The following is a 23,551-nucleotide window of genomic DNA, read 5'->3' as shown; positions in this document are numbered from 1 at the left end:
AAGCCCTCGAGAGTTGTCCAGGGTGCGGCGTGACCTGCGAAGCGGAGGCCGCGCCACGGGTCACCGTTGACCCGCATGACCTTGCCCTGACGGACGAGAACGTTCCGCGGCTCGCCTGGTATCACACCAGCACTCAACCGGATTGGCCCACGCAAGACTTGGATCCCGCCGCGGAGCTGACACAGGACACTCGGCAGAGGATGGGTGGAGACGATCACGTCGCCCGCTGGGCCGAACGGCAGAGGGCCAAGGCGCTGCATGTCGGCACCTACGAAGCAGCAATCCACAACATGCTGCGACGAATCGACGACCAGGGCGATCGCGGTACCCAGTTCTACCTCTACCGCGTGCGCCTGGTGCCTACCATCTCTGTGCGGCAAGGGTGGCTTATTGACCCGAGCAACTTCGTCGGCGACGTGGTTCTCAACGAAGTCTGCCCACCCGGTACTGACGTCGCCCGCTACCTCAACTACCACGAGGACCCCGGCGCGATCTCGCTAGCGTTAGGCCGAACCGCAATCGACTCCACACAACGCGTCGCGATTCCCATGACTGACGAAGAGCAGCCCTCCTGGGCGATCGAAGCCATCCGCGAGCTCGACAGCGCAAGCGTGACACCGCCCCGTCCAAGCGGAACCCGTCCGCTCGGAAGACGTCGCGCGCCCTCCCCTCGGACCAGCACAGCACGCGAGCTCTCTGCATCACTCGCCGACCAGCTACCAGTGAACCTGCGCTGGCAGTTCGAGTCCGCCGCTGGCTTCAGGGATGATCTAGTGCCCGAGGAGTGGACCCGCTACGTCCGCGGGGTGATGGACCTCATCCTGGACTCCGCGCGAATTCTGAGGGCGCTCGACAACGAGCCGATCCGGCAGCATTGAGCTGGTCACCGGCGCGGGCGATAACGCACATTCGGTCCGCATTCGAGACGACTGGCCTGGCCTGGGTAAATCCTGGTCAGACACAGTTTCCAGGCGAGAAAATGTAGGGCGATTGCAGCGAATACCACATGGCATCTCTGACCCCAATAGACACCGCGTCGGCGACACGCGACAGCCCGACGTGAGCGATTAGTGTCAAGAACTAAAGCGACATGATATGTTTTGGGTATCCGGATGAAGGGAGCCCGTTGTGGCGATCGACGAGGGGCGCGCGTGGGCGCTGCGAACGCTGGGAGCCGATGGCGTGCTGGTGCGAGAGCAGATCTCGTCCATCATCCGCGACTGCCACGAGAAGATGGCGAACGCGCAGGCCGAGGCCGAGATGAAGCACACCGGCGTGTATGGCCAGATCTGGCGGAAGTGTTTGGACGAGTTTGTGACCGTGCTCGGGCGCCTGCCCTCGGCTGAGATCGTTCCGCGCCGGGGATACAAGCTGGTCGCGTTCAACGGGGTGATCCTGTTCCCGTGGCGGTTCGCGCGGGAGCGGTCCACGGACATCGGCTCGCGCCCGTTCGCCGTCTCGGACACTCGGATCTCCCTGTTCGGTGAGGAGCGCGAATCGACCCAGCAGCGTCTGGACATCGAGTTCGAGCACCCCGAGTTGACCGAGGAAGAGCGGGAGTTGCTCGACGCCGAGAGCAAGGCGCTCGAGGAGGCGCTGTCGACCCACTCCCGCGTGGTTGTCGTGCCGTATGCGAGCAACCCGTTCGCGCTCTACAGCGTCGACTGGGGTGAGGCGACGTTGGGAAGCGACGGCTACCTCACCTTCGCGTCGATGGAATCGCTGCTCGAAGTAGGCGCGGGCTCCCTGGTGGATGTGGACCTGACGGACGAGTCCTTCTCCGACGGGCCGATCCCGCGCCCGGATCTGGGGGTGAAGGGCGACGAGGTGAACGGAGAGGCTGATGGACGACCGTGACACCCTCTTCTCTCTGCTCGGAGTAACCGACCGTCCCGATCTCGACGCCGTCGCGGATGCGTTCGATCCGGCCCGTCTGACGCAGGCGCGTTTCGCGGCTGGCTTGTCGAAGGCGAGGCTCGCCGAGCTAGTTGGGGTCACGCCTGCGGCGATTGGCCAGTACGAGTCGCGAGTGGTAACACCGCGTCGCGATGTATTGCCGGTGCTCGCGCGCGAGCTCGATGTTCCGGTGGACTACTTCGCCACGGGGCGACCGATCGGCCGGGTCGACGGCTCGGAGGCGCATTTCCGGAGCCTGCGCTCGACCACGGCCCGGGATCGGTCCAAGGCGATCGCTTTCATCGAGCAGGTGTGGGAGCTCACCTTCGCGCTGGAAAAGAAGGTCCGGTTCCCCGATGTCGACTTGCCGGTGGTGGATCGGCAGCAAGCAGATCCCGTTTCCGCGGCGCAGGCGCTTCGCGAGCATTGGGGTCTGGGCGTGAAGCCGGTCAAGCACCTGGTCGCGCTGACGGAATCGCACGGGATCGTTGTGAGCCTGCTGACGTTGGCGAACGCCGATGTGGCCAGGGTCGGCGCGTTCTCGACGTCTCGCTTGGCTCGCCCGGTCATCGTGGTGACACCCGAGCGCGCGAAGTCGGTGTTCGTCTATCGGTTCACGGTTGCCCACGAGTTGGGCCATCTGCTGCTGCACGGTGAGGCAGTACCGGGCGACCAGCAGCAGGAGCGAGAAGCCGATCAATTCGCTGCTGAGTTCCTGACTCCACGTTCCCAGATTGTGAACTTGCTGCCGCGGACCGTGAACCTTTCCCGGCTCGATGAGCTCTCGCGGCGTTGGGGTGTGTCGGTGGATTCACTGCTGCTACGGATGAAGGAGACCGGTACGGTCTCCGACGCTTCGATCCGTCGGGGCTACCAGAAGCTGAACCAGCTGCGCAGCTCTTCACTGGACGCCCCCGAGCCGGTGAACGCATATCCGGGTGAGGTGCCGTCGATGTTGGCCGAGGCTGCCCGGCTTGCCGATCAAATCGGCTTCGCCCAGATAGACCTCGCCCGCGAGCTGCGATGGCACCCGGCACGTGTGCGCGAAGTCCTGGGTGTCGACGATCCCAGGCCGACATTGAGGCTTGTCACCGATCCCTCACCCGAATAGGGCTGGATTGGTGTCGTCGAGGTCGAGGAGTAGTGCGCAAATGACGGCCCTCCGGAAAGGCAACGACGTCGCCCAACGGTGATGGGATTCGGCAGCCGCGACGCGGAGGATTAGGGATGAGCCGATCAAGTTCGAAGACCCGGCGAGATGCTCGGGCAGCGAGCGTGACTGCTCGTAGCGTCCAGAGTTCCGGCATCGTCAAGTGCTACGTCGAGCGGTTCGAGAACGCGGTCGGCGCACCGGACCTCCGCCTTCGCGAGAAGTCGACCAAGCGGCTCGTGCGGGTTCTGACGGATAACCAGATGTTCAGGTCATTCGCGCCGCTGTCGAACCTTCTGCAGGACTGCTACGCGCATGGAGGCGGCCTCGTTGAGCCGCGGAGTCGCACGGAGTACGTCGCCATCTCCGCGCCGATCGTGAAACAAGGCGCACACGAGATAGCTGTCGCGTTCGAGGGCTTCTCGGCGAAGGTCCACATCGTGACGGCGGATGTCGGATCTCCTCCGACATCTGTGTGGGCTTACATCGAGGAGTATCCGGTCGATGACGGGGGCCTTGGTCTGCGTCTTCGCCAGAAGGTCACAGGTCGGAAGGTCGAGATGTACGGCAGGAACCAGGACCACTTGCTTACGTTCCTCAGCAGCCCGCAGTTCACAGGTGCTGACAGGCACATGCCGAACGTGTACCAGAAGGACGGCTTCGACGACTACGTGCTGGTTTCCGGAGGTGCGGCCACGGACTCCTACGACGTGCTGCTCTTCAACGACGGCGCCGAGCTCACTTACCTGCTTGGCCCGACACCCGACACCGCATACAGGGACGCTTTCCGTGAGCTCACGGATGAGTCAGCGCCCGAGGCGCACGCGCGTACCGCGCAGACGCACTTCGACACGGGCCGCTACCGCGAGGCCGTACTCGCCGCGCGACTCGCTGTCGAGACAGCGTGTGGCGGACGTGGGCCGGATGTGAAGCGCCGTCTCGCTAGAGCTCCTGCTGACGTCGCGGCTGCGGGTGATGCGCTGTACGGGAAACGTCACATCGCCGTCCATGAGGGCGACACGCGGGTCGAGCAACCCGACGCCATACAGGCGATCCTCGCGATGCACAGCGTCCTCGCCTACCTAGAGTCAAACAGTTCCTAAGCCGGCGGGTTCAGGATCTAGTTGTCCCCTTGGTGGAGCGCCGTTTTACTTGCGGAGGCAAGGGGATGTATTTGAGTTCAGTAGCTAAGCCTCTGCCACGATTGAGGGATGGCACCGCTTTCTTCGTGGACGACTTCCACGCGCGAGCCGCTGAGGCGGCACGCGATGGTGCACATGGTTGCCCCGCCGGCGACCATCGGGTCGGGGGTCGACTGGGCTGCGTCACAGATCCCGAACCAGTACACAGGTCCCGACCGCGTCGCCGCGATCCTCGCCGATCTGGGGAAACCTGCTGCGGCCGAATACCTGGAAGGGAAGCTCCCTACAAGCAAGCGCACCCGCTCGGGCGACCTCGGAGAGATCATCGGAGCGCAGTACGCGGCGCTTGAGCTGGGGTTTCGAGTCGTGGAACGCCTGCGGTGGAAGGACCACCGCGAGATGTCGATGCGTGGCGATGACCTGGTTGGGGTGCGCGCGGCCACCAATGGATCGCTCGAATTGCTGAAGGGCGAGGCCAAGAGCCGTGCGACGCTCGGAGCGGCGACGGTCACAGACGCGGACCTTGCACTCAGACGCGATCGGGGACGCCCATCGCCTCACGCTCTCAGCTTCGTCGCTGACCGACTCCACGAACTCGGCGAGCATGCATTGGCGAACCTTGTCGACGACGCTCAACTGACTACAGGGATCAGCCAACGGCAGGTGGTGCAACTGCTTTTCACCTTCACGGGCAACGACCCACGCAACCTCCTCCGGACAAACACGACCGCATATCGAGGCGGCGTAGAGCGCCTCGCCGTCGGCCTGCAGGTCTCAGAGCATCAAGCGTTCATCGCGAACGTGTACTCGAAAGCGATCGCCAATGCCCGAGACAATTGAGGACATTGAGGCCGCGATCGAGGAGGCGACCACGCCCGGCTTTCGCGAACAGCTTCTCGCGCGAGGCGAAGCCCGGTCGATGATCTGGCGTGACGGCGTCCTGCCCGAGGACGCGCCCGCGTTCGATCAGCTACTCAGCTACGACCTCCTCTCCTACGGCTATTCGCTCCTGGGCCTGGGGCTACATCTCGTGGAGGCGAATGGGTCGCAAAGCCTCGCCCAACGCGCCTTCGAGGGCGCAGCCACAGCCATCGAATCAGTCATCGCCAGAGGACCTAACTCGCGCGAACGGGGCTTCCACCGTGTCGTCGCAGCAGCCGCCTACCACCTCGGCAGCTACTCCGCGCGGGCATACTCCCTGCTTCAGACCGCGCTCGATTCCGGTGAAGTCACGACTGGCGAGCGATCCCTCATCCACATCATCCGCAGAGAACTCGACACCCTGGCCGCGCTCATCCTGAGCCACCGCGACGAGGACGCGGCAGCAGACGCCAACCTGGTTGAGACGTTGCGCGGGCTCTTCGAGCCCACGAGCGATGAGGACCAGGACGATGAGAGCGGCGACACCGATGTCATCGACGTCGTCGACCTCGCACTGACCGACGCGTTCGTCGGTGCGATCAGCATGGCGCTGCTTGCGTTCGAACGGGGCGAGCAAGCGCTGCTGGATGAGGCCCTCAGCACACTGCAGGTCGGTCTAGGAGCCGCCAGCGAACTGAACATGGTTCCGCAGTGGTGGTGCCATCGACTTGCGATTCACCTACTCCGCGGCCTCTGGGAGGCCAGTTTCCATCGCCTGCTCCCGGACGGCCCCATCGACGGTGATGGTGGCGACTGGGCACGGCTGCGTGCGACGTTCATCGCATCACTCTTCCGGAGGCGACGCTCGGAGATCGACCTCTGGCCGTCGCAGGTCGCCGCCGCAGAACGGGTGCTGAACACCAGCGAGAACCTGGTGTTGTCTCTCCCGACGAGCGCCGGCAAGACCCGGATCGCCGAACTTTGCATCCTCGCGTGCCTAGCCGAGGGCCGGCGGGTTGTCTTCGTAACCCCATTGCGGGCGCTGTCAGCCCAGACCGAAACGGCCCTGCAACGCACCTTCACCCCTCTGGGGAAGACCGTCACATCCCTCTACGGCGCGATCGGGGCCAGCAGCGCCGACGAGGACTTGCTACGAGAGAGGGACATCATCGTCGCCACTCCCGAGAAGCTCGACTTCGCCCTGCGCAACGACCCAACACTCCTCGACGACGTCGGACTTGTCGTCCTCGACGAGGGGCACATGATCGGAGCGGATGAACGCGAGGTCCGATACGAAGTTCAGGTACAACGACTGCTACGCCGTGGGGATGCGGCCACCAGACGTATCATCTGCCTCTCGGCGATCCTGCCAGACGGAGACGAAGTCGAGGACTTCGTCAACTGGCTCACCGATGACCAACCCGACGGTCTCATCGCGAGCTCGTGGCGGCCGACGAAACTTCGCTACGGCGAAGTGATTTGGCAAGGCGATCGAGCCCGCCTGAGCGTCATCGTGGGAGACGAGGAGCCCTTCGTTCCCCGGTTCCTCGAACCCGTCGTTCCACCGATCGGTCGCAGGACGACGCCCTTCCCCAAGGATCCGCAGGAGCTGACGCTGGCTACCGCCTGGCGGCTCGTCGACGACGGGCAGACCGTCCTGATCTTCTGCCCACTCAAGTCATCGGTGAACGCCTTTGCCAAGGTCATCGTCGACCTTCATGCGCGGGGAGCACTCCGGAGCGTCTTCGAAGGAGATCTGGGCGACCTCGCCTTGGCCATCACGATCGGAGAGGAATGGTTTGGCCGCGATCACCCGATCCTCGCCTGTCTGAGACTCGGCGTAGCGATCCACCACGGATCGCTGCCCGCACCCTACCGACGAGAGGTCGAAAGGCTGCTACAGCGAGGAGCGCTGAAGGTCACGGTCTCTTCGCCGACCCTCGCCCAGGGACTCAACCTCTCAGCCAGCGCGCTCGTAATGCACAGCCTCTGGCGCAACCGGGAACTGATCAAGGCGTCTGAGTTCCGCAACATCGTCGGCAGAGCCGGCCGAGCGTTCGTGGACTCCGTCGGCCTCGTCGTCCACCCAATCTTCAAGGATGTGTCCCGAGGGCGGCGGAACTGGAGGCAGCTGGTCGAGGACACCGCTCTGCGCGACATGGAAAGCGGCCTACTGCAACTGGTGGTGAACCTGTTCGCCCGGATGCAGGCCAAGCACGGTCTCCGGGATCTGGACGCGCTGCTGGAATACGTCGCCGGCACAGCGGCGTGGGATTATCCAGAAGTCGCTGCGGAGAGCGACGAGGAAGCGGCGCATTCCCGAACTGCGTGGCGCTCGCAGCTCGCTAGCCTCGACAACGCCCTCCTCAGTCTGCTCAACGATTCCGCGGTTGCGGAGGACGGAGTCGAGGGGGCTCTCGATGACGTGCTCGCCTCGTCCCTCTGGAACAGGAGCTTGGCTCGACGGCAGGAGCCCGTTCAGACAGCGCTTCGAGCCGGCCTGACCGCGCGTGCACGCTACCTCTGGAGCCAGTCAACCGCGGCACAGCGCCGAGGGTACTTCCTTGCGGGGGTCGGTCTCGAGACCGGACGCCAACTCGATGAGCACGCCAGCATCTTGGAGCAGTACCTGCGCGACGCAGACGAGGGCATCCGACTTGGCGACCCCGGTGCCGCAATCGATGCTCTAACGAGCTTCGCCAGGATCGCATTCGGCATCCACCCTTTCGCGCCCCGCGCTCTTCCTCCACATTGGGAAGGCGTCCTCGCTGGTTGGCTTCGCGGTGAGGACCCCTCGCAGATAGCGGGAGAGGAGGTCACGGACACGCTGGAATTCATTGAGGACTCGCTGGCCTACAGGCTGCCATGGGCGCTGGAAGCGGTCCGGGTCCGAGCGACCGCCCACGAAGAGCCTGTCGGCGATCTTTGGGCGCTCCTCACCGACGAGCACGGACTCGCAGTTGCAGCGGTAGAGACAGGGACGCTGAACCGTTCCGCCGCGCTGCTCATGCAGGCCGGATTCTCTTCCCGAGCCGGTGCTCTCGCCGCGGTCACGGCCGGAGGCGGCACCTTCACGACCGTGTCGGAGCTTCACCAGTGGATGAACTCGGAGGAGGTCCGGCGACGCGCAGGCGACACGCACTGGCCGACTGTGTCATCCCACGATCTCTGGGTCGGTTTCATCGGCCGTAGCACTGCTGCACCGGAGAGAACCTGGATCAACACGGTCGAGGATACCGCGGTGACGTGGCTCCCCGATCATCAGCCGAGTAGCGGGACGCCGTATCGGGCTGTGTCCCTTGCGAACGGGGAGACCATTCTCCAGGCCGCTGACGGTCGACGGGCCGGTCTGCTTGAGGAACCGCTCAATCCGAATCGGCGCGGCTTGCTCACTGTCACCGGGGCCAGCGATGCCAACGTCGTCGAACTTCGCTATCGAGGCCCATCCGACCTTCATGCATAGCGGTGTCGCGTGAATCCCAGATCAGGCGAGCATTCCTGCGAGTAAATGTCAGGGGGATTGCAGCGAATACCACATGGAATCGCTGACCCTGCTATTCGCGGCACTCTTCAACAGTCGCTCGAGGGTCACAAGCGGGGAACTGATTGGCACTCGACCCTTCGCGCGTTGAACCACGGACCGGCGTTCTGGCCCGTAGACGCGCGGGCGCAAGGGAGCGCGCCCGTGGCTGGCTGCACCGAGATTGCCGCCTACGGTTGCTTTCCATCTGAGTATCTACCTCTTGGCGCTGCGGCCCGCCTGGAGAGTCGATCTACCTGGCGACCTGGACAGGCTCGGGCTTGGCGGCGGGCACTCCTTTGACAAGATCGGGGCTTGGGCATCGCGCGGGGTTCTCAGCTCGCTGCTCTTGCTCCTCCACACCCCAGGGAAGTCATTGTCTCGGTGCCAACACCTATCCTTCCTTCCTCGCTTGGAACGGAGACTTCCCCGGCGGCAGATCCGTCTTCGGCGCTGCGAGCATCGCGGACTTGTCGCGTGGTTGCGGGGCGGTGGAGATCGGTAGCATGCATATGCCGTCTTCGCACAGCTCTGCCTCCCCACTCATGCGCGGCGGGCCTGGTCGAATGCGGCGAGGAACTGTTCCACGGGCTGCGCTCCGGATAGCCCGATTCTGTTGTTGATGACGTAGAACGGCACCCCGCGGGCACCGAGCTGACGGGCGTGATTGCTGTCACTGTCCACGGCGGCCGCGTAACGCCGATCCGCGAGCACGGCCGCGGCCATAACCCTGTCGAGGCCGATCTCTTCGGCGAGCTTGAGGAGTTCGTCGGCGTGGCCGATGTGTCGGCCTTCAGCGAAGTACGCCTCGAAGAGCCGCTGCATCAGTTCCGCTCGTTTCCCAAGCGTGCCGGCATGGTGGAGCAGCTCGAGCGCTTGGTGGGAGTTGGTCGGCTGGGTGCGGTCGGGGTCGTAGGGGAGTCCTTCCTCGGCAATGAGCTGTGCCAGCTGGGTCTTGATCTGCTGCATCCGGGCGGGGTCCATGTTGTGGCTGCGGATGTGCGCGTCACGGTCGATGTCGACGGGTGCGTCGGGGGAGAGCTGGAACGAGTGGTGGACGATCTCGACGGGGCCGAGGTGGCGTCCGATGGCGGTGCGTAGCCGGGCGCTGGAGATGTAGCACCAGATGCATTGCACGTCGGCCCATACGTCGACGCGGATGGGTGTGGTGGCGTTCATCGGTTGTTCTCCGTTTCGGCCACGGCGCGGTCGGCGTCTTGGAAGATCAGCTCTGTGTTGATGTTTCTCGCCACCCGAGTCCCGTCGGCGGCGGCTTCGCTGACCTGGGTGGCGGGTTGGGTGAGGTTCCCGGCCGCCCACACGCCGGGCACGCTGGTGTGGCCGGCGGTGTCGACAGCCACGGCGGTGCCGGCCGGGGATTCGCTGACTTCGACTCCGAGGCCATCGAGGCCGTCCAGACGCGCGGTTGTGGAGGTGGGGACGACCAGTGCGTCGAGCGGGAAGGTGGATCCGTCCTCGAGGTGCACCCCGGCGAGGTGGTCCTCGTCGGTGTCTATGCCGGTGATGGTGCGCGTGTCGACGCGGATGCCGGTCGCTGAGAGCTTCGCGAGGTCTGCGACACTGTAGTCCAGTCCTTGGGGGAAGAACCGCACATCCGAACTCCACTGGCTGAACATCAGTGCTTGTAGTGCGGATATCGGTCCGGTGGCGAGGACGCCGACGCGCTGATCGCGAACTTCCCAGCCGTGGCAGTAGGGGCAGTGGATGACGTCCTTGCCCCATCGCGCAGCCAAGCCGGGGATATCGGGCAGATTGTCGCGGGTGCCGGTGGCAAGCAGCACCGTGCGTGCGGTGACGTCGTGGCCGGCGTCGGTGCGGACACGGAAGCCGTTTCCTTCGGCGCGGGCATCGGTGACCCGGCCGGTGATGACCTGGCCACCGTATGAGGTGACCTCCTCACGCCCCTTCCGCAGCAGTTCGAACGGGCTGATGCCTTCCTGACCGAGGAGGCCATGCGCGCCCAGTGCGGGGGCGTTGCGGGGCTCGCCGTTGTCGATGACGATGATGCGGCGACGCGCGCGAGAGAGGGTGAGTGCCGCGGACAGGCCGGCGGGCCCGCCGCCCACGACGACGATCTCGGTCTCGATGGTGCTCATACGGCGACCTCCTTCTGGTCAGCCTCTGCCGGCATGGCGGGGGCGGGTGGCTTGCGCAGGAACAGCGCGAGGATGATTCCGGCGGCGCTGATTACCGCGCCGACACCGAATGCGGTGCCCACCCCGCCGGCGAGGGCGGTGAGCGGGTTCTCGCCGGCGCTGGCGGTGGCGGCGACAGTGAACAGCGTGATGAACAGGGCGGTGCCGGCAGCGCCGGAAACCTGTTGCAGGGTGTTCACGATGGCGCTGGCGTGCGGGTAGAGCTTCGGGGTTACCGCGCCGAGCGCGGTGGTCATCAGCGGGGTCATCATCATCGCGGCGCCAACGCTGAGCAGCATGTGCATGCCGATGACTAGCCACACGGGGGTATCCGTCCCGAGGGTGGAGAACGCGGCCATCGCGCCGGTGACGACGATCGCTCCGGGGAGGATGAGGGCGCGGGGGCCGACCTTGTCGTAGGCCATGCCGACGAACGGCGCCAGCACGCCGGAGAGGACCCCGCCGGGCAGCAGCATGAGGCCGGAGACGTAGGCGGGCTCACCGAGCACTTGCTGGATGTAGAGCGGCAGCAGGATCAGCGACCCGAACAGTGCGATGGAGACGATCACGATCGTGATCGTCGACATGGTGAACAGGCGATCGGCGAACACGCGGACATCCAGCAGCACTCGGTCGGTGTCGCGCAGCGCAAGTTGCCGTGCCACCAGCCCGGTCAGGACGACGACGCCGACGAAGATCGGGATCCAGGACGGCAGACCACCCCCGCGCTCGGCCTGTTCGCCGATGCTCGCCAGACCATAGATGAGGGCGGAGAACCCGACCGCAGACATCAGCACAGAGAGGACGTCGAACCGGGCGAGCACCGTCGGGGTCACGTTCCGCAGCCACACGGCCCCGGCGACGATCGCGAGCACGGCGATCGGGAGAACGATGATGAACACCCACCGCCATCCCAGTGACGACACGATCACGCCCGACACCGTGGGGCCCAGGGCCGGGGCGGCCGCGGTGACGATCGTGACCAGCCCCATCGTGCGGCCCCGGTGCTCGGGCTTGACCAACTGCATCACGGTCGTGAACAGCATCGGCAGCATGATCGCCGTGCCCAGCGCCTGCACGACCCGCGCGGCCAGCAGCACCTCGAATTCGGGTGCGAACGCGGCGATCGCGGTCCCCACCGTGAAGAGCCCCATCGCGGTGAAGAAGTTGCGGCGCAGCGGGAATCGCTGCAACAGCACGCCCGTGATCGGGATGACCACCGCCATCGTCAGCATGAACGCGGTCGTCAACCATTGGGCGGAGGCGGCGGAGACGCCGAAACCGTCCATGATGTGCGGGATCGACACCCCCATGGCCGTCTCGTTCAATACGACGACGAATGCGGAGACCAGCAACAGGGCGATCGCGGGTCCGGTTCTCAGTGGGACAGCCGGTGGGGTAGTACGCGTGGGCGCGGTGGTCATCGAAGCTCCTAGGCATCAAGTATTGAGATGGTACTCAGTACCGAGTAGGTACAACATGCTAACCTAGCAGCGTGACCTCCTATTCCCCAACTCAGGCACCAGCGCCCGATCTGCGCGAGCGACGTCGGCGCGAACTGACTCGCATGATCGCGTTCACCACCGTCGAGTTGTTCGAGCGCAAGGGGTTCGCGGCGACCACCATCGAAGACATCGCCGCAGCCGCGGGCATCTCCCGCACCACGTTCTTCCGGCATTGCGCTACTAAGGAGGCTGCGGTCCTCCTCGACGATGCGGGTGTGGATGCGGAGTTGGTCGCGGCCGCAGAGCGTACCTCCAGATCCGGCCCGCTGCGTCAGCTGGAGATCGCATGGGAGAAGATGACAGCGGTCTTCGACACCGACCACGAAGGACGCGACCTGTTCCTCCGGGTGCGTCGCCTGATGCGAGACAACCCGCCGCTCCTCGCAGCAGGGCTGGAACGCGACGCCCGGCTCACCGAGCACATCGCCGCAGCCCTCGCCAACGGCCCCGGCATGGACTCACTGGACGCGCACGCGGTCGCGGAGAGCTTCGTGCTCGGGATGCGACTCACTTTCGACGAATGGGTGCGCTGCGCCGACCAAGCCCCGTCCGCCTCGCCGCCGGTCCTCGGCGACGTCTACAAGCGCGTCCGGGCAGCTCTTGTCCGCGCCAATGAAACGACCGCACGATGAACCACGAGTTTGACAAGAACTACTGGGAGAGCCACTGGGACGGTACGCACGGCTCGAGCGGCCTTCCCGCGCATCCCGCGCTGAGCGCCGAGCTCACGGACCTGCGTCCTGGAACAGCCATCGATGCTGGCAGCGGTGAAGGCGCCGAGGCAACCTGGCTCGCTGCGCACGGATGGGCCGTCACCGCGGTCGACATCTCCGCACACGCCGTCACCCGCGCCGCCGCCAGCACCTCCTTAGGAACCGGAGGCGGTTCGGTCACCTGGATCGAAGCGGACCTCACCGAGTGGGAACCCGACCAGTCCGTTGACCTCGTGACAACGTTCTACGCCCACCCCACGATGCCGCAGCTCGCCTTCTACAAACGCATCTCCGAATGGGTCGCACCGCACGGGACCCTCCTCATCGTCGGCCACTGCCATCACGGCTCACACAGTGACGGTCACATGCACCCGGAGAACGCGGTCGCCACGCCGGAGCAGGTACGGAACCTCCTCGATCCGGGGGAATGGGTCGTGCACACCGCCGAGATCCGCGAACGCGTTGTCCGCCCGCACGGTGACGCCCCCGTCGCGCTTGCAGACGTCATCATCCGCGCCCAAAGAAGACCGGCCCCATCGCCCACTGGCGACCGCTGAGCCCGTCATCCTCCAGACACCGGCTGCCCTTGCCGATTCCACTGAATCTCCGGTCAAGCTGGCAATGCTCGACCGAAGATGCAGGGGGATTGCGGCGAAACCACCTGGAACGCTTGACGCGTCCACGCTCGGTGGCCATGCCTCCCTGCCTCTCCCTAGAGGCGGAAATACGACGCGGTGTGCCGGTAGGGTCTCACGCAGCCTGCTGCGGCGCCGTCTCGATCAGGTCTGCACGGTGAGAGCGTTGCTGCACGTCATGACGGTGATCATGGCTGAGAACGCGATGGCGTGAATGTACGGGTTGCGTGTGTGCCGGTAGATGACGCGGGACAAGAAGGCTGCGACCGTGAGGACCGCCACGACGGAGATCAGCCATCCGCCCATTGTGCTGATGCCCCATCCGAGCTGGTCGAACGGCATGAGTCCGGTGGTGTAGAAGTAGCCGTAGGTCACTAGGAAGAAGAGCACTGGTCCGAGCGGGTTGAACACCGTCACGATGAGGGTGTTCACCCAGGGCCTTCTGCCGATGGAGATGTTGTTGAAGACGTTCACTGCGATCGAGTTGATGATGTAGAAGAACAGCATGAGGGGGAAGATGATTGCCATCGTGGCGAGCTTGTCGGCGTTGAAGGTCCGGAAGCTGAACAGGATCCACGTGTGGTAATCCACGTTGAACAGGTAGGACGTGACGAACACGATCGCGTAGACCGCGGTGGGAGCGAGCAGTCCCAGCAGGATGGTCTTGCCCCACTTCGTGCGGTCGAGCAGGACTCCGCTCTTGCGCAGGTCGGGTCCGTTGGCCTTCCCGTGCTTCCGGTAGTAGCGCCACAGAAGGAGCAAGACGAACAGCCCGTTCGCCAGTGCCCACAGCCCCAGGGTCCATGACCGTTCTTGGGCTATGAACCCCGGGCGCAGAGCGATGCCGAGAACCCACGCGACGGGATAGCTCAGTGCCCCGAAGACTCCTGCCGCGATGAGACCTCCCCATAGCCACCTCTTGCCGACCTTCGTGGCCGGTAGCGGCAGGACTTCCTCGTTGGTCCGGAGCACGCCGAACAACCGCGTCCTCAGCATCACCAGGATGAACGAGGTGAAGAACAACAGGAGCCCGATGACACCCAGCGTGCTGAGGAGCACTTTCCACGGCCAGACCTGGTTGTCGCCCGGAAGAGGATGGGGCGGATTCAGCGCGGCCTCGAAGAACTCGACCCCGCTGGCCACCACACTCGTCGAGATGAACCCTTGCGTGTGCACTAGGTCGGGGTTGTAGATCGCACGGATGGCATGCTCGCCATCGACCGATTCGGTATACATGGTGTTGCTGGCGCGGGGCTCTCGCCCGGTGGGATCCTGTCCGAAGTACAGGAATGACTGCGCCACCGGCTGCTCGATGAAATCGACGGGGGAGGTGAGGGTCCCGTCCTCTTGAACGGTTCGATGGAACAGGAAGTCGTGCTGGGACGCGACGACGCCGACGTCGCGATCGCCGTAGACATTCGTGTAATCCGTGTCGGTGGCGTCCAGGTACTTTCCGAAGCGATAGAGGTCCGTGTAGCCGGCGTCCGGGGAATTCACGGACTCGGCCGCCGTGTAGATCGCATCGTTATTGACCAGGAACACCGCGGAGATCAACGGCGTTTCCGCCTCGTTGTCCATCAACACGGCCACGTTGCATGACCATGCCCCGTTGGAGTGTCCGGTGACGCCGATTCGACGGGTGTCGACATAAGGCAGGGTTGCGAGGTACTTCACCGCGTCGTAGGTGCCGTTGGCTCCGTTATCCTCATCCCAGAAGGCCTGTGACCCGACCACTTCCGAATCCCCGTGCGAGTACATGTCGATTGCGATCACGACAAACCCGCGGCGCGCGTACTCGATGAAGAAGGACTCCTGAAGCTCCGCGTTGTCGCTCCACCCGTGAGTGGCGACGATGGCGGGTGCCGGTTCCTGCGCGGAGGCGGATTCCGGGACCAGGAGTTGAGCGGCCAGGAGGTGACCGGACTGGGTCTCGACTCGTAGATTGTCGACCTTGACCGCGCCCCAGCCGGACGTGACGCCGCTCGCGAGCAACGAGCTGCCGAGACAGATCACAAGCGCGACCACCAGCATCACACCGGGAGTTCTATGAGTATTCCTGAGCCACGTCCACGACGTGGTCCACCGTCTTGCGTTGACGGATGTCTTCTCCTGGCTCATCGGGTGACCCCCTCAGCGGCGCGGGCGGCGTCCTCGATGCGGTGGAGCGCGAGCTGCACGTTTGCTTCGTTCGCGATCAGATCGATGTCCTTCGCCAGTGCCGCGACGGCCTCGGCGTCCATCGCGAGGTCGCCGAACCAGGCCTCACGTGAGAGGAAGGCGGGGATGCTGCGCTCGAGGTCCGCGACAGCGAGGGCCACCTCGTCCGCTCGGCGGTCCGTGAACGGCAACGCTGTGTCGGGGCCGGTCGCGAGCCGCAGGTATCGCGCCCACGCAGCGAGGATCGCCACACTCCGCGGGGAGGACAGCCCGCGTTGGCGTCGGTCGCGCAGGACGGGCAAAAGGAACGTGGTGACGCGGTCTACGCCGTCCGTCGCGAGCCGTGCGAGGGTGTCGCGCACGTGCGGATTCGCGAATCTCTCCAGGGTCTGCTCGCGGTAGGCGTCCAGGTCGATGACCGGATTGAGCGTGACTTGCGCCTCGACCATGTAGGCCGAGACGGCATCGCGGATCACGGGATCGGTGGCGGCTTCGTGCGCATACCGGTAGCCGGCGAGAAGACCGAAGTAGGCGAGCGCTTGGTGTCCCGCGTTGAGGATGCGCAGCTTGGCGAGCTCGTACGGGTGAACGTCGTCGACGAGTTGCACGCCGACCTCTTCGAGCGGGGGACGCCCGGCGGGGAATGTGTCCTCGATCACCCACTGGCGGAAGCTCTCTGAGAGCACCGGCCACGCGTCGGTGGCACCGAACTCCTTCCGGGCAATGGCCCGGTGCTCATCGGTCGTCGCGGGCGTAATGCGGTCGACCATCGTGCTCGGGAACGGGACCGCGCTGTCCACCCACGCCGCGAGCTCAGACGACAAGCGGCTTGCGGCCGAGACGAAAGCACGGCGCGCAACCTGCCCGTTCTCGGGCAGGTTGTCGCACGACACGACCGCGAACGGCTCGACGCCGGCGGCGCGGCGGCGTTCGAGCCCGCGGATGACGATATCGAAAACAGAGAGATGAACCGCCGAGTCCGCCGCGGCGTATCCGCCCTCCGTGATGGTGAGCGTCACGATCCTCGTCTCCGGCGCGGCGAGCACCCGGAGGACCTCGTCGAGTTCCTCCGGCGCGAAGAGGTATCGGCTGATCGAGCCGACCTGCCGCGCTGCCCGCTCACCGGAGGGATGCTGCTCGACGAGGGTGTAGACGCCATCGCCGGCAGCGAGAGCATCCCGCATGACCGCGTCGGCGGGCAGCACGCCCACTCCGCAGATACCCCACCCGTCGGCGAGGCCGCGTGAGGCGAGCTCGTCAAGGTACAGCGCCTGGTGTGCCCGATGGAAGTTGCCGACACCGAAGTGGACGATGCCCACTCCCAATCTCGATCGGTCGTAGTCGATGGGGTGAAGAGTGGTCATACGTCGTCTCCATTGACGTCAGAGGGAAGCGCCGGGCAGGCTGGCTTCCATGGAAGCACGCACTCGTACGGGCGAATCCACCCGATTTGAGGCAGTGTTTGCCCGGTTCATGCCCGGTTTAGGAGACGTGACGAGTGCTCACACGAGGCGTATTGGCGCACCCGCATCACTGAAACGTCGGGCCGCCGAGGCCCCGAGTTCCCGGCCGGTGAGAACCACTTCAAACTCGTTCAGCTGCGCGAACGTCACGAACGTGCGCCGCCCGAACTTGTGGTGAGCGCCGACGAAGACAGCCCGCGTCGCGCGACGGATTGCGGCCGACTTGATTGCCGCGACAGAGGGGTCGGGCGTGGTCATGCCGCTTTCGATAGAGACGCCGTTCGCGCCGATGATCGCCAGGTCGATGTTGAGGCGGCCAAGAAGCTCGACAGTCCAGGCATCCACGACCCCGAGCGTGTTTCCGCGGACTCGCCCACCCAACATGATGACCTGCGTGTTCACCCGCCCGGCCAGCAGCGTCGCAATCGGCAGCGACGACGTGACAACAGTTAGCGGATACTCCAACGGTAGCCGCTCCGCGACGAACAGCATTTGAACGCCCTCATCGAGGAAGATCGTCTGCGCGGTCCCAAGGTGTTCCACGATCGCGTCGGCGATAAAGATCTTCTCCTGCGGGTTGATTAACTCCCGCGCCGCGAGCGACGTCTCGAACGCCCCACTTTCGACCGCAGACACCTTCCCGTAACTGCGCCGAACAAGCCCCTGGCCCTCCAAAGCAGCGAGATCCCGCCTCACCGTCTCGACGGACACGGTGAGGAGAGTCGCCAGCTGTGCGACGTCGATGTCCCCATTGCTGCGCACGACGTCCAGAATCTGGTGCCGCCGTCCCCGCGGCGACCGAACACTCTCAACCACCCGGCCAGCCTAGTCGCCGCCGACCGAACGCCCTGTAGCCCGGCAACGCCCAACAGCATGGCGTCCGCCTGAACGCAGTCGCGTCCTGGTCACCGCAATTCCCTCACGCAAGGCCGCCTCGCGGCGTCGGTGGACACCGCTGACCCCGCCCAGTTCCTCTCCAGCGACCTGTCGCGCTGGACCACCGGGCAAGTTCATCGAAGCGTGTGACAAATTCAAGGCCAGACTCTGCACGCGTGCTCGCACGAAATGCTTGGCGGCGGTGTGGGTGCGCCGGCGACGACAGCGCTGCAAGCAGGCAGCACATCGAACCGCAGACTATCGATCAGTCGTATTTCCTCAGGGACTGAAAGAAGCGTCGACCGTCCGCACCCTGCGCCCTGCCTATGGGTGTTCGGGAAAGGTCAGCCGTAGGAGTCAGCATGGTCCACACGGAAGACGACTCTCCGTGACGGTCGGGGTGCTCCCTGGACGATCCAGGTCGCGAGCTCGGTCCAGGCGCGGGTGTCGACGTCGCCGATCTGGAGGTCCTTGTCGGCCGCGAGGTAGGCCATCTCGTCGGCGAGACCGGTCTCTGACCCGAGGAAGAAGCTCGTGATCGAACGGGCGGATGTCGTGGGGTCGGCGATGAAGGCGCCGTAGGGGAAGTGCTCGTCGGCGCCGGATGAGTGGCCGAGTGCGATGACGGTGGCGCCGGGTTCGAGGAGGGCGTATGCGTTGACGAGGTGTTGGCCGCCGATCATGTCGATGGCTCCGTGGACGCGAGATGTCACCGAGGTGAGAGCCTTGTGCGTTTCGTGGGCGCCGAGACGTCGGAGTTCGGCGTGCTGGCTCTCGTCACGCGCGACGGCGACGACGTGCGCGCCGGAGTGCGCGGCGAGCTGCACGGCGATCCTCCCGACGGCGCTCGTGGCTCCCACGATCAGGATGCGTCGGCCGAGGACGGAGCCGAGCTTCCGCAGGGCGCGTAAGGCGCTGGTCGCTGGAATGGGGAGTGTCGCGAGGTGCTCCCAGGCCGCGTCGGACGGGGCGGCGGCGGTGGTTGCGTGGGGTACGGCGCGGTGTTGCGCCCAGCCGCGGGCGCCGAGCCCGAGGAAGAGCACGCGATCTCCGACCTGTGGCCCTGCGCCGTCGGCGGCGGCCTGGAGCACGACGCCTGCTCCGTCCCACCCGGGTATCGACCCTGCGGGGGCGCCCGGGAGGGCCGCAAGATCACCGGGATTCGGGGCGAACGCCTCGACACGCACCAGCAGTTCGTGCGGAAGCGGGGAGGGGTCTGCCACCTCGCTCAGGGTCAATCCTCCAGGTGTGTCCGGAGTCGTTATCCATGCCCGCATTCTGGTCCTTCCGGTCCCGGCCGTCGCCGTTCTCCTGCAACCTGCGGCACCTGGACCCTATTCCGCACGAGGGTCTTGTCCGTCACCGGGGGTGAGGGCCGGCCCGGAACTCCGGGTCTGCCACCAGACCCATGCAGTGATGGCGATGTGCAACACGCAGGGGAGGAGCATGATCGCGGATCCGACCCCATCGGAGCGGTCATTCGCCGCGGTGAAGTCCGCGTGGATGACGAGCAGGAAGAGGAAGCCGATGGTGTTGTTCACCGCGTGGATGACGATGCCGATCTCGAGTCCACCGCTTCTCCAGGTGATGATCGCGAGGGTGGATGCGAAGACGAGGTAGTAGAGGTTGACCCAGGGGTCGGTCGAGAAATGGACCACGGCGAAGACGATGCTGGACACAGCGACACCGAGCAGCAGGGCGGTTCGCGGGCCTGTCGCCCAGCTCGCGGCGACGCGGAAGACGAGGCCACGGTATCCGTACTCCTCTCCTGCGGCCTGCAGCGGCGTCAGGAGGAGTGTGACGAGGAAGACGGAGGCCAGGCTGACCGTCGACCAGGTGGTCGTGGCGTTGTCCATCACGAGGTTGGAGACGACGAGGTTGATCGCCCACAGCGGCACGACGATCAGAACCGCCTTGCCGAAGACAGCGGTGCGGAAAACGTTCAGCACGGAGGTCAGTGAGGCGGCTCGAACTCCGTATAGCCATCGTTGGATCAGCATGCTCCACGGGATCAGTAGTGCGATGGGGAGCATCGCTGCGACGTGGATGCTCGCGGTGTATCCGCTGAGCCCCAGTGCGGCGTCGACGCGGAACGCGATCTGCACTGCCCCGAGAGTCATGCCGAACATTCCGCCGACGAGCAGGATGATCGCCAGGACGCCCCGTCCGATGCGGCGTTTGTCGCTGACGAGGACGCGCTGATACTCCACTCCAGGCGGGATCGGACGGGGTGCGAGTCGGGCGGCTCTCGCCGAAGAGCCTGCGGGGGATGACGTGGTGGCTGGGTCGTGTGTCATGTTGCTTTCGCTTCTCGATCGGGTGTTGTGCGGAGGGGATGTTTGTCCGTCGTCGGACGTGGGGCGGGGTATCAGTGCCGTGGTTCCCAGTGGAAGGTGATCTTTGTCATGAGGAGTGCGGCGGCGATCCAGCCCAGCGTCGGGAGCAGCAGGAGCAGGTTCTGGTCGAGTGGGGTGCCGCCGTTCCAGGCGTTGATGCTGAGCTGGGTCGTCGCGCCGGTGGGCAGGAGTGCTTTCACGAGTGGGAGCTCGTCCGTACCGGTGAGCCCGATCCACATCGCGAGCCCGATCGCGCCGAGCGTGATCGGGAGGGTCGTGATCTGGGCATGTTCGGGGGACCGAGTCACTCCGACTGTCGCGAGGGCGAGGGCGAGCATGAGGGTGATCAGGAGCACTGCTGAGAGTGCGAGCAGGAGGGGATCGGCGGGGCCTTCGGTGATCCACGCGAGGACGACGAGCACGATGCTCACCTGAATGGCGCTGATGACCACAGGCGGTGCGAGGAGTCCCGTGAGGATGCCGGTGTCGCTGGCTGCCGTGGAGCGGAGGCGTTTCAGGAAAAGTGTCTGACGCCGGGCCGCGAGGGTCGTGACGGCGGTGACGTACAGGCCGAGCGCTGCGATCGACACCATCATCACCCCGACGGCGAAGCCGAGCCCGGTGGGAAAGTCCCGGTAGCTGTCGCGTCCGAGGATCAACAGCGCGCTCGTGCCGAGCGGGATCGCTGTCGCGCCGATCAGGACGGACGTGTTACGGGTGATCTGCTTCAGTTCGCTCGCCGCGATGGTGAAGGTCATCGCTCCTCCTCGTCTCGTTCGGGCTGGTGGTCGGCGATCGAGCGGAGCACGTCGTCGAGCCGCGGCGATCCGGCCTCCAGCGCCTGCAGCTCCACGTCGTTCTCGGCAGCCCAACCCAGCAGGGCGTGCAGGTCTTCCTGCATCCGGGTGGTGCGGACGGTGAAGCTGTCGTCGGGCAACCGTTCCGCACCGGCCGGGACTGCGGCGTCCGGCGCCAGGCGGAAGGAGATGCGCGCGGGCAACGTACCGGTGATGTCGGCGACGGTGCCCTCCAGCTGCAGTCTCCCCTTCTGCATCAGACCGATGCGGTCGGCATACTGCTGTGCTTCCTCGAGATAGTGGGTGGTGAGCAGGAACGTCGTTCCCTCATTTCGGAGGGCCTCCACCGCCGCCCACAGGTCGTCACGGGCATTGACATCGAGCCCGGTGGTGGGTTCGTCGAGCACGATCAGCTCCGGTCCACCCCAGATCGCCGTGGCGAAGTCGAGACGCCGCTGCTCTCCACCCGACAGCTGGGAGACCCGCACTCGCGCGCGATGCCCGAGACCGACCGCGTCGAGGACCCTCGCAGCATCGTCCTTCCGCCCGCTGAGAGCACCGAACAGCTCGACGGACTCACGTGCGTCCAGTTCGGGGGAGAAGCCGCCGTTCTGGAGCATGATCCCTGTTCGGGGCCGCACCGCGCGCCGACGCCGAGGGTCTTCCCCGAACACGCGCACGGAGCCTCCATCGGCGGCGCGGTGGCCCTCGATCGTCTCAAGCGTGGACGTCTTGCCCGCACCGTTGGCGCCGAGCAAGGCATACAGCTCCCCGCGCAACACCTGCAAGGACACGTCGTGCACGGCGGAGAAGCCGCCGTAGCGCACGGAGAGCCGATCAAGCTCGATGACGGGATTCATGCCTTCATCTCATAAGTGCTCGACGGTCGACGTCAGGGCCGCCATGTCACCAGGACATGTGACACAGCGTCACTACTGCCGTCCGCCGTATCCGATGAGGCTCGGAGTATGAAGGTTCTCAGAGGCATACTCATCGCCATCGTCGTCGTCGGCGTCCCCAGCTCGTTCCTGCTGCTGACCAGCCGCAACAACCCGAACATCATCCGATTCCTCCCCGAGGACTGGCAGACGTTCATCGTCCAGCACGACTGGATCGGCTTCCTCGTCTTCGGGATCGAAGTGGCCGCGCTGCTGGGGTCTCTGGCGCTCGGCGCCCTGATCAAGAAGCGCGAGAACGCCGCCTAACATGGAGCCATCGAACAGTTGACGCAGGAGGGCCGTGCGCTGACGGACTCCGGTACTCGTCGGCGGATCCGGCATGCGACGATCCTCACCGTCGCCGTGGCCGTGGTCCCTTTAGGGGTGCTCGCGGTGGCCGTGACCTCCACCTCATGGTGGGACGGCGTGGTGGTCGCGCTCGGCCTGCTCGCACCGGTGTTCCTCCTGCTGCGGTGGACTCCGGAAGGCTACCCGGACGGAAGCATCCTGGCGCTGGCGTTGTCAGCCGCCAGCTGGGGGGTGAACGCGGCTCTCGGCGGCAGCCCGATCGCGGTGTTCGCGTTCTCGCTGGCCGGAGCGATGATCCTGCCCCGGTTGCCACGCCATCGCGTGATCGCGGTGCTCGGTCTCTGCGCGACCGCTGCGGCGATCGGTGCGCTGGCGTTCATCACGGTGCCGTTCACTCCCGCCACCGCAGCGGAGTACCTCCTCGTTCCCGCAGCCGTGACGGCGTTCATCTACATCGTCCTCGCCCTCGTCGAGCGGTACACCGTCATCCTTCTCTCCCTGGAACGCGCCAAGCAGGCCGAAGCCGAACTCGCCGTCGCCCAGGAACGGATCCGCTTCGCCGGCGACCTGCACGACATCCAGGGGCACACGCTCCACGTCATCAAGTTCAAGGCGGCCCTGGCCCGCCAGCTCATGAGTTCCGACGCAGCCGCGGCGACGCATGAACTCGACGAGGTGCAGCGCCTCATCGCGGAGACCATCACCCGCACTCAGGACCTCGTCCACGCGCAGCGCCGTCTCAACCTCGCCTCGGAACTGGAGAACGCCAAGAACCTCCTCGAAGCCGCCGGAATCACCGTGACGATCACCACGACCAACCCGATAGGCGATCCCGAGAGCGCACTGCTCGCACAGGTCCTCCGTGAGACCACGACGAACATCCTGCGCCATGCGCACAGCACCCACGCGACAATCACGATCGACACCGACCGCATCGAGATCCTCAACGACGGGGCCAAGACCGGCCCGCTACCAGCGCTCGGCGGGTTGGACACCCTCCGTCACCGACTGGAGGAGGCAGGAGGAGCGCTCGACGTCGCTCGCGATGCCGGCCGTTTCCGCACGACGGCCACCACTCCCGCGACACATCCCACCCC

20 protein-coding genes are annotated in these 23,551 nt (G+C 65.4%); 10 read left to right on the top strand and 10 right to left on the bottom strand.

Annotated elements, in window-relative coordinates; all coding sequences use genetic code 11:
* Positions 1 to 29 precede the first annotated feature (29 nt).
* The 6 genes from RL72_RS03950 (at position 30) to RL72_RS03925 (ending at position 8,512) form a co-directional block, all read left to right on the top strand.
* A complete protein-coding gene (locus RL72_RS03950) occupies positions 30 to 878 on the top strand; it encodes a hypothetical protein (protein WP_211256020.1) in 849 nt (282 codons plus the stop codon).
* Between the two features lie 250 nt (positions 879 to 1,128).
* A complete protein-coding gene (locus RL72_RS03945; protein ID WP_045249517.1) occupies positions 1,129 to 1,857 on the top strand; it encodes a hypothetical protein in 729 nt (242 codons plus the stop codon).
* A complete protein-coding gene (locus RL72_RS03940; RefSeq protein WP_045249516.1) occupies positions 1,844 to 3,007 on the top strand; it encodes a helix-turn-helix domain-containing protein in 1,164 nt (387 codons plus the stop codon). Before RL72_RS03945 ends, RL72_RS03940 begins: the two co-directional genes overlap by 14 nt.
* 164 nt (positions 3,008 to 3,171) lie before the next feature.
* Positions 3,172 to 4,149 carry a hypothetical protein gene (locus RL72_RS03935; RefSeq protein ID WP_045249515.1) on the top strand — a complete coding sequence of 326 codons (978 nt, stop codon included), beginning with the start codon at positions 3,172 to 3,174 and terminating at the stop codon, positions 4,147 to 4,149.
* Between the two features lie 108 nt (positions 4,150 to 4,257).
* Entirely contained in the window at positions 4,258 to 5,028 is a 771-nt protein-coding gene (locus RL72_RS03930; RefSeq protein ID WP_045249514.1) for a Hachiman antiphage defense system protein HamA, read from the top strand.
* The gene (locus tag RL72_RS03925) at positions 5,012 to 8,512 is read left to right on the top strand and encodes a DEAD/DEAH box helicase (protein ID WP_045249513.1); all 3,501 of its coding nucleotides are present in this window, start codon (positions 5,012 to 5,014) and stop codon (positions 8,510 to 8,512) included. Before RL72_RS03930 ends, RL72_RS03925 begins: the two co-directional genes overlap by 17 nt.
* A 600-nt stretch (positions 8,513 to 9,112) precedes the next feature.
* On the opposite strand, the gene RL72_RS03920 is transcribed toward RL72_RS03925, so the two are convergent.
* From RL72_RS03920 to RL72_RS03910, 3 genes are read right to left on the bottom strand one after another with little or no spacing between them, the layout of a single operon-like run.
* A complete protein-coding gene (locus RL72_RS03920) occupies positions 9,113 to 9,748 on the bottom strand; it encodes a DsbA family oxidoreductase (RefSeq protein WP_045249512.1) in 636 nt (211 codons plus the stop codon).
* On the bottom strand, positions 9,745 to 10,686 hold the full coding sequence (locus RL72_RS03915) for an NAD(P)/FAD-dependent oxidoreductase (protein WP_045249511.1): 942 nt from the start codon (positions 10,684 to 10,686) through the stop codon (positions 9,745 to 9,747). Before RL72_RS03915 ends, RL72_RS03920 begins: the two co-directional genes overlap by 4 nt.
* Positions 10,683 to 12,149 (bottom strand): MDR family MFS transporter, encoded by a 1,467-nt coding sequence (locus RL72_RS03910; RefSeq protein ID WP_045249510.1) that lies wholly within the window; start codon positions 12,147 to 12,149, stop codon positions 10,683 to 10,685. The genes RL72_RS03915 and RL72_RS03910 overlap by 4 nt, the downstream gene beginning before the upstream one ends.
* A gap of 71 nt (positions 12,150 to 12,220) precedes the next feature.
* Between RL72_RS03910 and RL72_RS19050 the strand changes: the two genes are divergently transcribed.
* Both RL72_RS19050 and RL72_RS03900 read left to right on the top strand, forming a co-directional pair.
* Positions 12,221 to 12,862, top strand: a complete 642-nt coding sequence (locus tag RL72_RS19050) for a TetR/AcrR family transcriptional regulator (protein WP_211256019.1) — start codon at positions 12,221 to 12,223, stop codon at positions 12,860 to 12,862.
* Positions 12,859 to 13,500, top strand: coding sequence for a class I SAM-dependent methyltransferase (locus RL72_RS03900; RefSeq protein WP_045249509.1), 642 nt, complete (start codon positions 12,859 to 12,861; stop codon positions 13,498 to 13,500). Before RL72_RS19050 ends, RL72_RS03900 begins: the two co-directional genes overlap by 4 nt.
* 222 nt (positions 13,501 to 13,722) lie before the next feature.
* On the opposite strand, the gene RL72_RS03895 is transcribed toward RL72_RS03900, so the two are convergent.
* The 7 genes from RL72_RS03895 to RL72_RS03865 all read right to left on the bottom strand — a co-directional run bounded on the left by RL72_RS03895 (position 13,723) and on the right by RL72_RS03865 (position 22,067).
* Complete coding sequence (locus RL72_RS03895) at positions 13,723 to 15,609, bottom strand: alpha/beta hydrolase family protein (RefSeq protein WP_045249508.1); 1,887 nt, start codon at positions 15,607 to 15,609, stop codon at positions 13,723 to 13,725.
* Positions 15,610 to 15,692: 83 nt separating this feature from the next.
* A complete protein-coding gene (locus tag RL72_RS03890) occupies positions 15,693 to 17,099 on the bottom strand; it encodes a mannitol dehydrogenase family protein (protein ID WP_045249507.1) in 1,407 nt (468 codons plus the stop codon).
* Positions 17,100 to 17,237: 138 nt separating this feature from the next.
* Positions 17,238 to 18,014, bottom strand: coding sequence for a DeoR/GlpR family DNA-binding transcription regulator (locus tag RL72_RS03885; protein WP_045249506.1), 777 nt, complete (start codon positions 18,012 to 18,014; stop codon positions 17,238 to 17,240).
* Positions 18,015 to 18,418: 404 nt separating this feature from the next.
* Positions 18,419 to 19,297, bottom strand: coding sequence for a zinc-binding dehydrogenase (locus tag RL72_RS03880; protein WP_156156689.1), 879 nt, complete (start codon positions 19,295 to 19,297; stop codon positions 18,419 to 18,421).
* A gap of 111 nt (positions 19,298 to 19,408) precedes the next feature.
* A complete protein-coding gene (locus RL72_RS03875; protein WP_248700365.1) occupies positions 19,409 to 20,194 on the bottom strand; it encodes a CPBP family intramembrane glutamic endopeptidase in 786 nt (261 codons plus the stop codon).
* A gap of 248 nt (positions 20,195 to 20,442) precedes the next feature.
* Positions 20,443 to 21,168, bottom strand: coding sequence for an ABC transporter permease (locus RL72_RS03870; RefSeq protein ID WP_045249504.1), 726 nt, complete (start codon positions 21,166 to 21,168; stop codon positions 20,443 to 20,445).
* Positions 21,165 to 22,067, bottom strand: a complete 903-nt coding sequence (locus RL72_RS03865; protein ID WP_045249503.1) for an ABC transporter ATP-binding protein — start codon at positions 22,065 to 22,067, stop codon at positions 21,165 to 21,167. The genes RL72_RS03870 and RL72_RS03865 overlap by 4 nt, the downstream gene beginning before the upstream one ends.
* Positions 22,068 to 22,175: 108 nt before the next feature.
* Between RL72_RS03865 and RL72_RS03860 the strand changes: the two genes are divergently transcribed.
* A complete protein-coding gene (locus RL72_RS03860) occupies positions 22,176 to 22,412 on the top strand; it encodes a hypothetical protein (RefSeq protein ID WP_045249502.1) in 237 nt (78 codons plus the stop codon).
* Between the two features lie 18 nt (positions 22,413 to 22,430).
* On the top strand, positions 22,431 to 23,551 hold a 1,121-nt coding region (locus tag RL72_RS03855; protein WP_156156688.1), incomplete at its 3' end, for a sensor histidine kinase.

Source organism: Microbacterium azadirachtae (genome assembly GCF_000956545.1).
GTDB classification, from domain to species: domain Bacteria; phylum Actinomycetota; class Actinomycetes; order Actinomycetales; family Microbacteriaceae; genus Microbacterium; species Microbacterium azadirachtae.
The sequence above is the reverse complement of the archived record's forward strand: the minus strand, read 5'-3'. Positions and strand labels throughout refer to the sequence as shown.

Bases quoted from the DNA above. Each gene is read 5' to 3' on its own strand.
- RL72_RS03865 (WP_045249503.1), bottom strand. From the start codon at position 22,067: ATGAATCCCGTCATCGAGCTTGATCGGCTCTCCGTGCGCTACGGCGGC.
- RL72_RS03920 (WP_045249512.1), bottom strand. From the start codon at position 9,748: ATGAACGCCACCACACCCATCCGCGTCGACGTATGGGCCGACGTGCAA.
- RL72_RS03940 (WP_045249516.1), top strand. From the start codon at position 1,844: ATGGACGACCGTGACACCCTCTTCTCTCTGCTCGGAGTAACCGACCGT.
- RL72_RS03870 (WP_045249504.1), bottom strand. From the start codon at position 21,168: ATGACCTTCACCATCGCGGCGAGCGAACTGAAGCAGATCACCCGTAAC.
- RL72_RS03890 (WP_045249507.1), bottom strand. From the start codon at position 17,099: ATGACCACTCTTCACCCCATCGACTACGACCGATCGAGATTGGGAGTG.
- RL72_RS03910 (WP_045249510.1), bottom strand. From the start codon at position 12,149: ATGACCACCGCGCCCACGCGTACTACCCCACCGGCTGTCCCACTGAGA.
- RL72_RS03915 (WP_045249511.1), bottom strand. From the start codon at position 10,686: ATGAGCACCATCGAGACCGAGATCGTCGTCGTGGGCGGCGGGCCCGCC.
- RL72_RS03875 (WP_248700365.1), bottom strand. From the start codon at position 20,194: ATGACTCTCGGGGCAGTGCAGATCGCGTTCCGCGTCGACGCCGCACTG.
- RL72_RS03900 (WP_045249509.1), top strand. From the start codon at position 12,859: ATGAACCACGAGTTTGACAAGAACTACTGGGAGAGCCACTGGGACGGT.
- RL72_RS03925 (WP_045249513.1), top strand. From the start codon at position 5,012: ATGCCCGAGACAATTGAGGACATTGAGGCCGCGATCGAGGAGGCGACC.
- RL72_RS03860 (WP_045249502.1), top strand. From the start codon at position 22,176: ATGAAGGTTCTCAGAGGCATACTCATCGCCATCGTCGTCGTCGGCGTC.
- RL72_RS03895 (WP_045249508.1), bottom strand. From the start codon at position 15,609: ATGCTGGTGGTCGCGCTTGTGATCTGTCTCGGCAGCTCGTTGCTCGCG.
- RL72_RS03930 (WP_045249514.1), top strand. From the start codon at position 4,258: ATGGCACCGCTTTCTTCGTGGACGACTTCCACGCGCGAGCCGCTGAGG.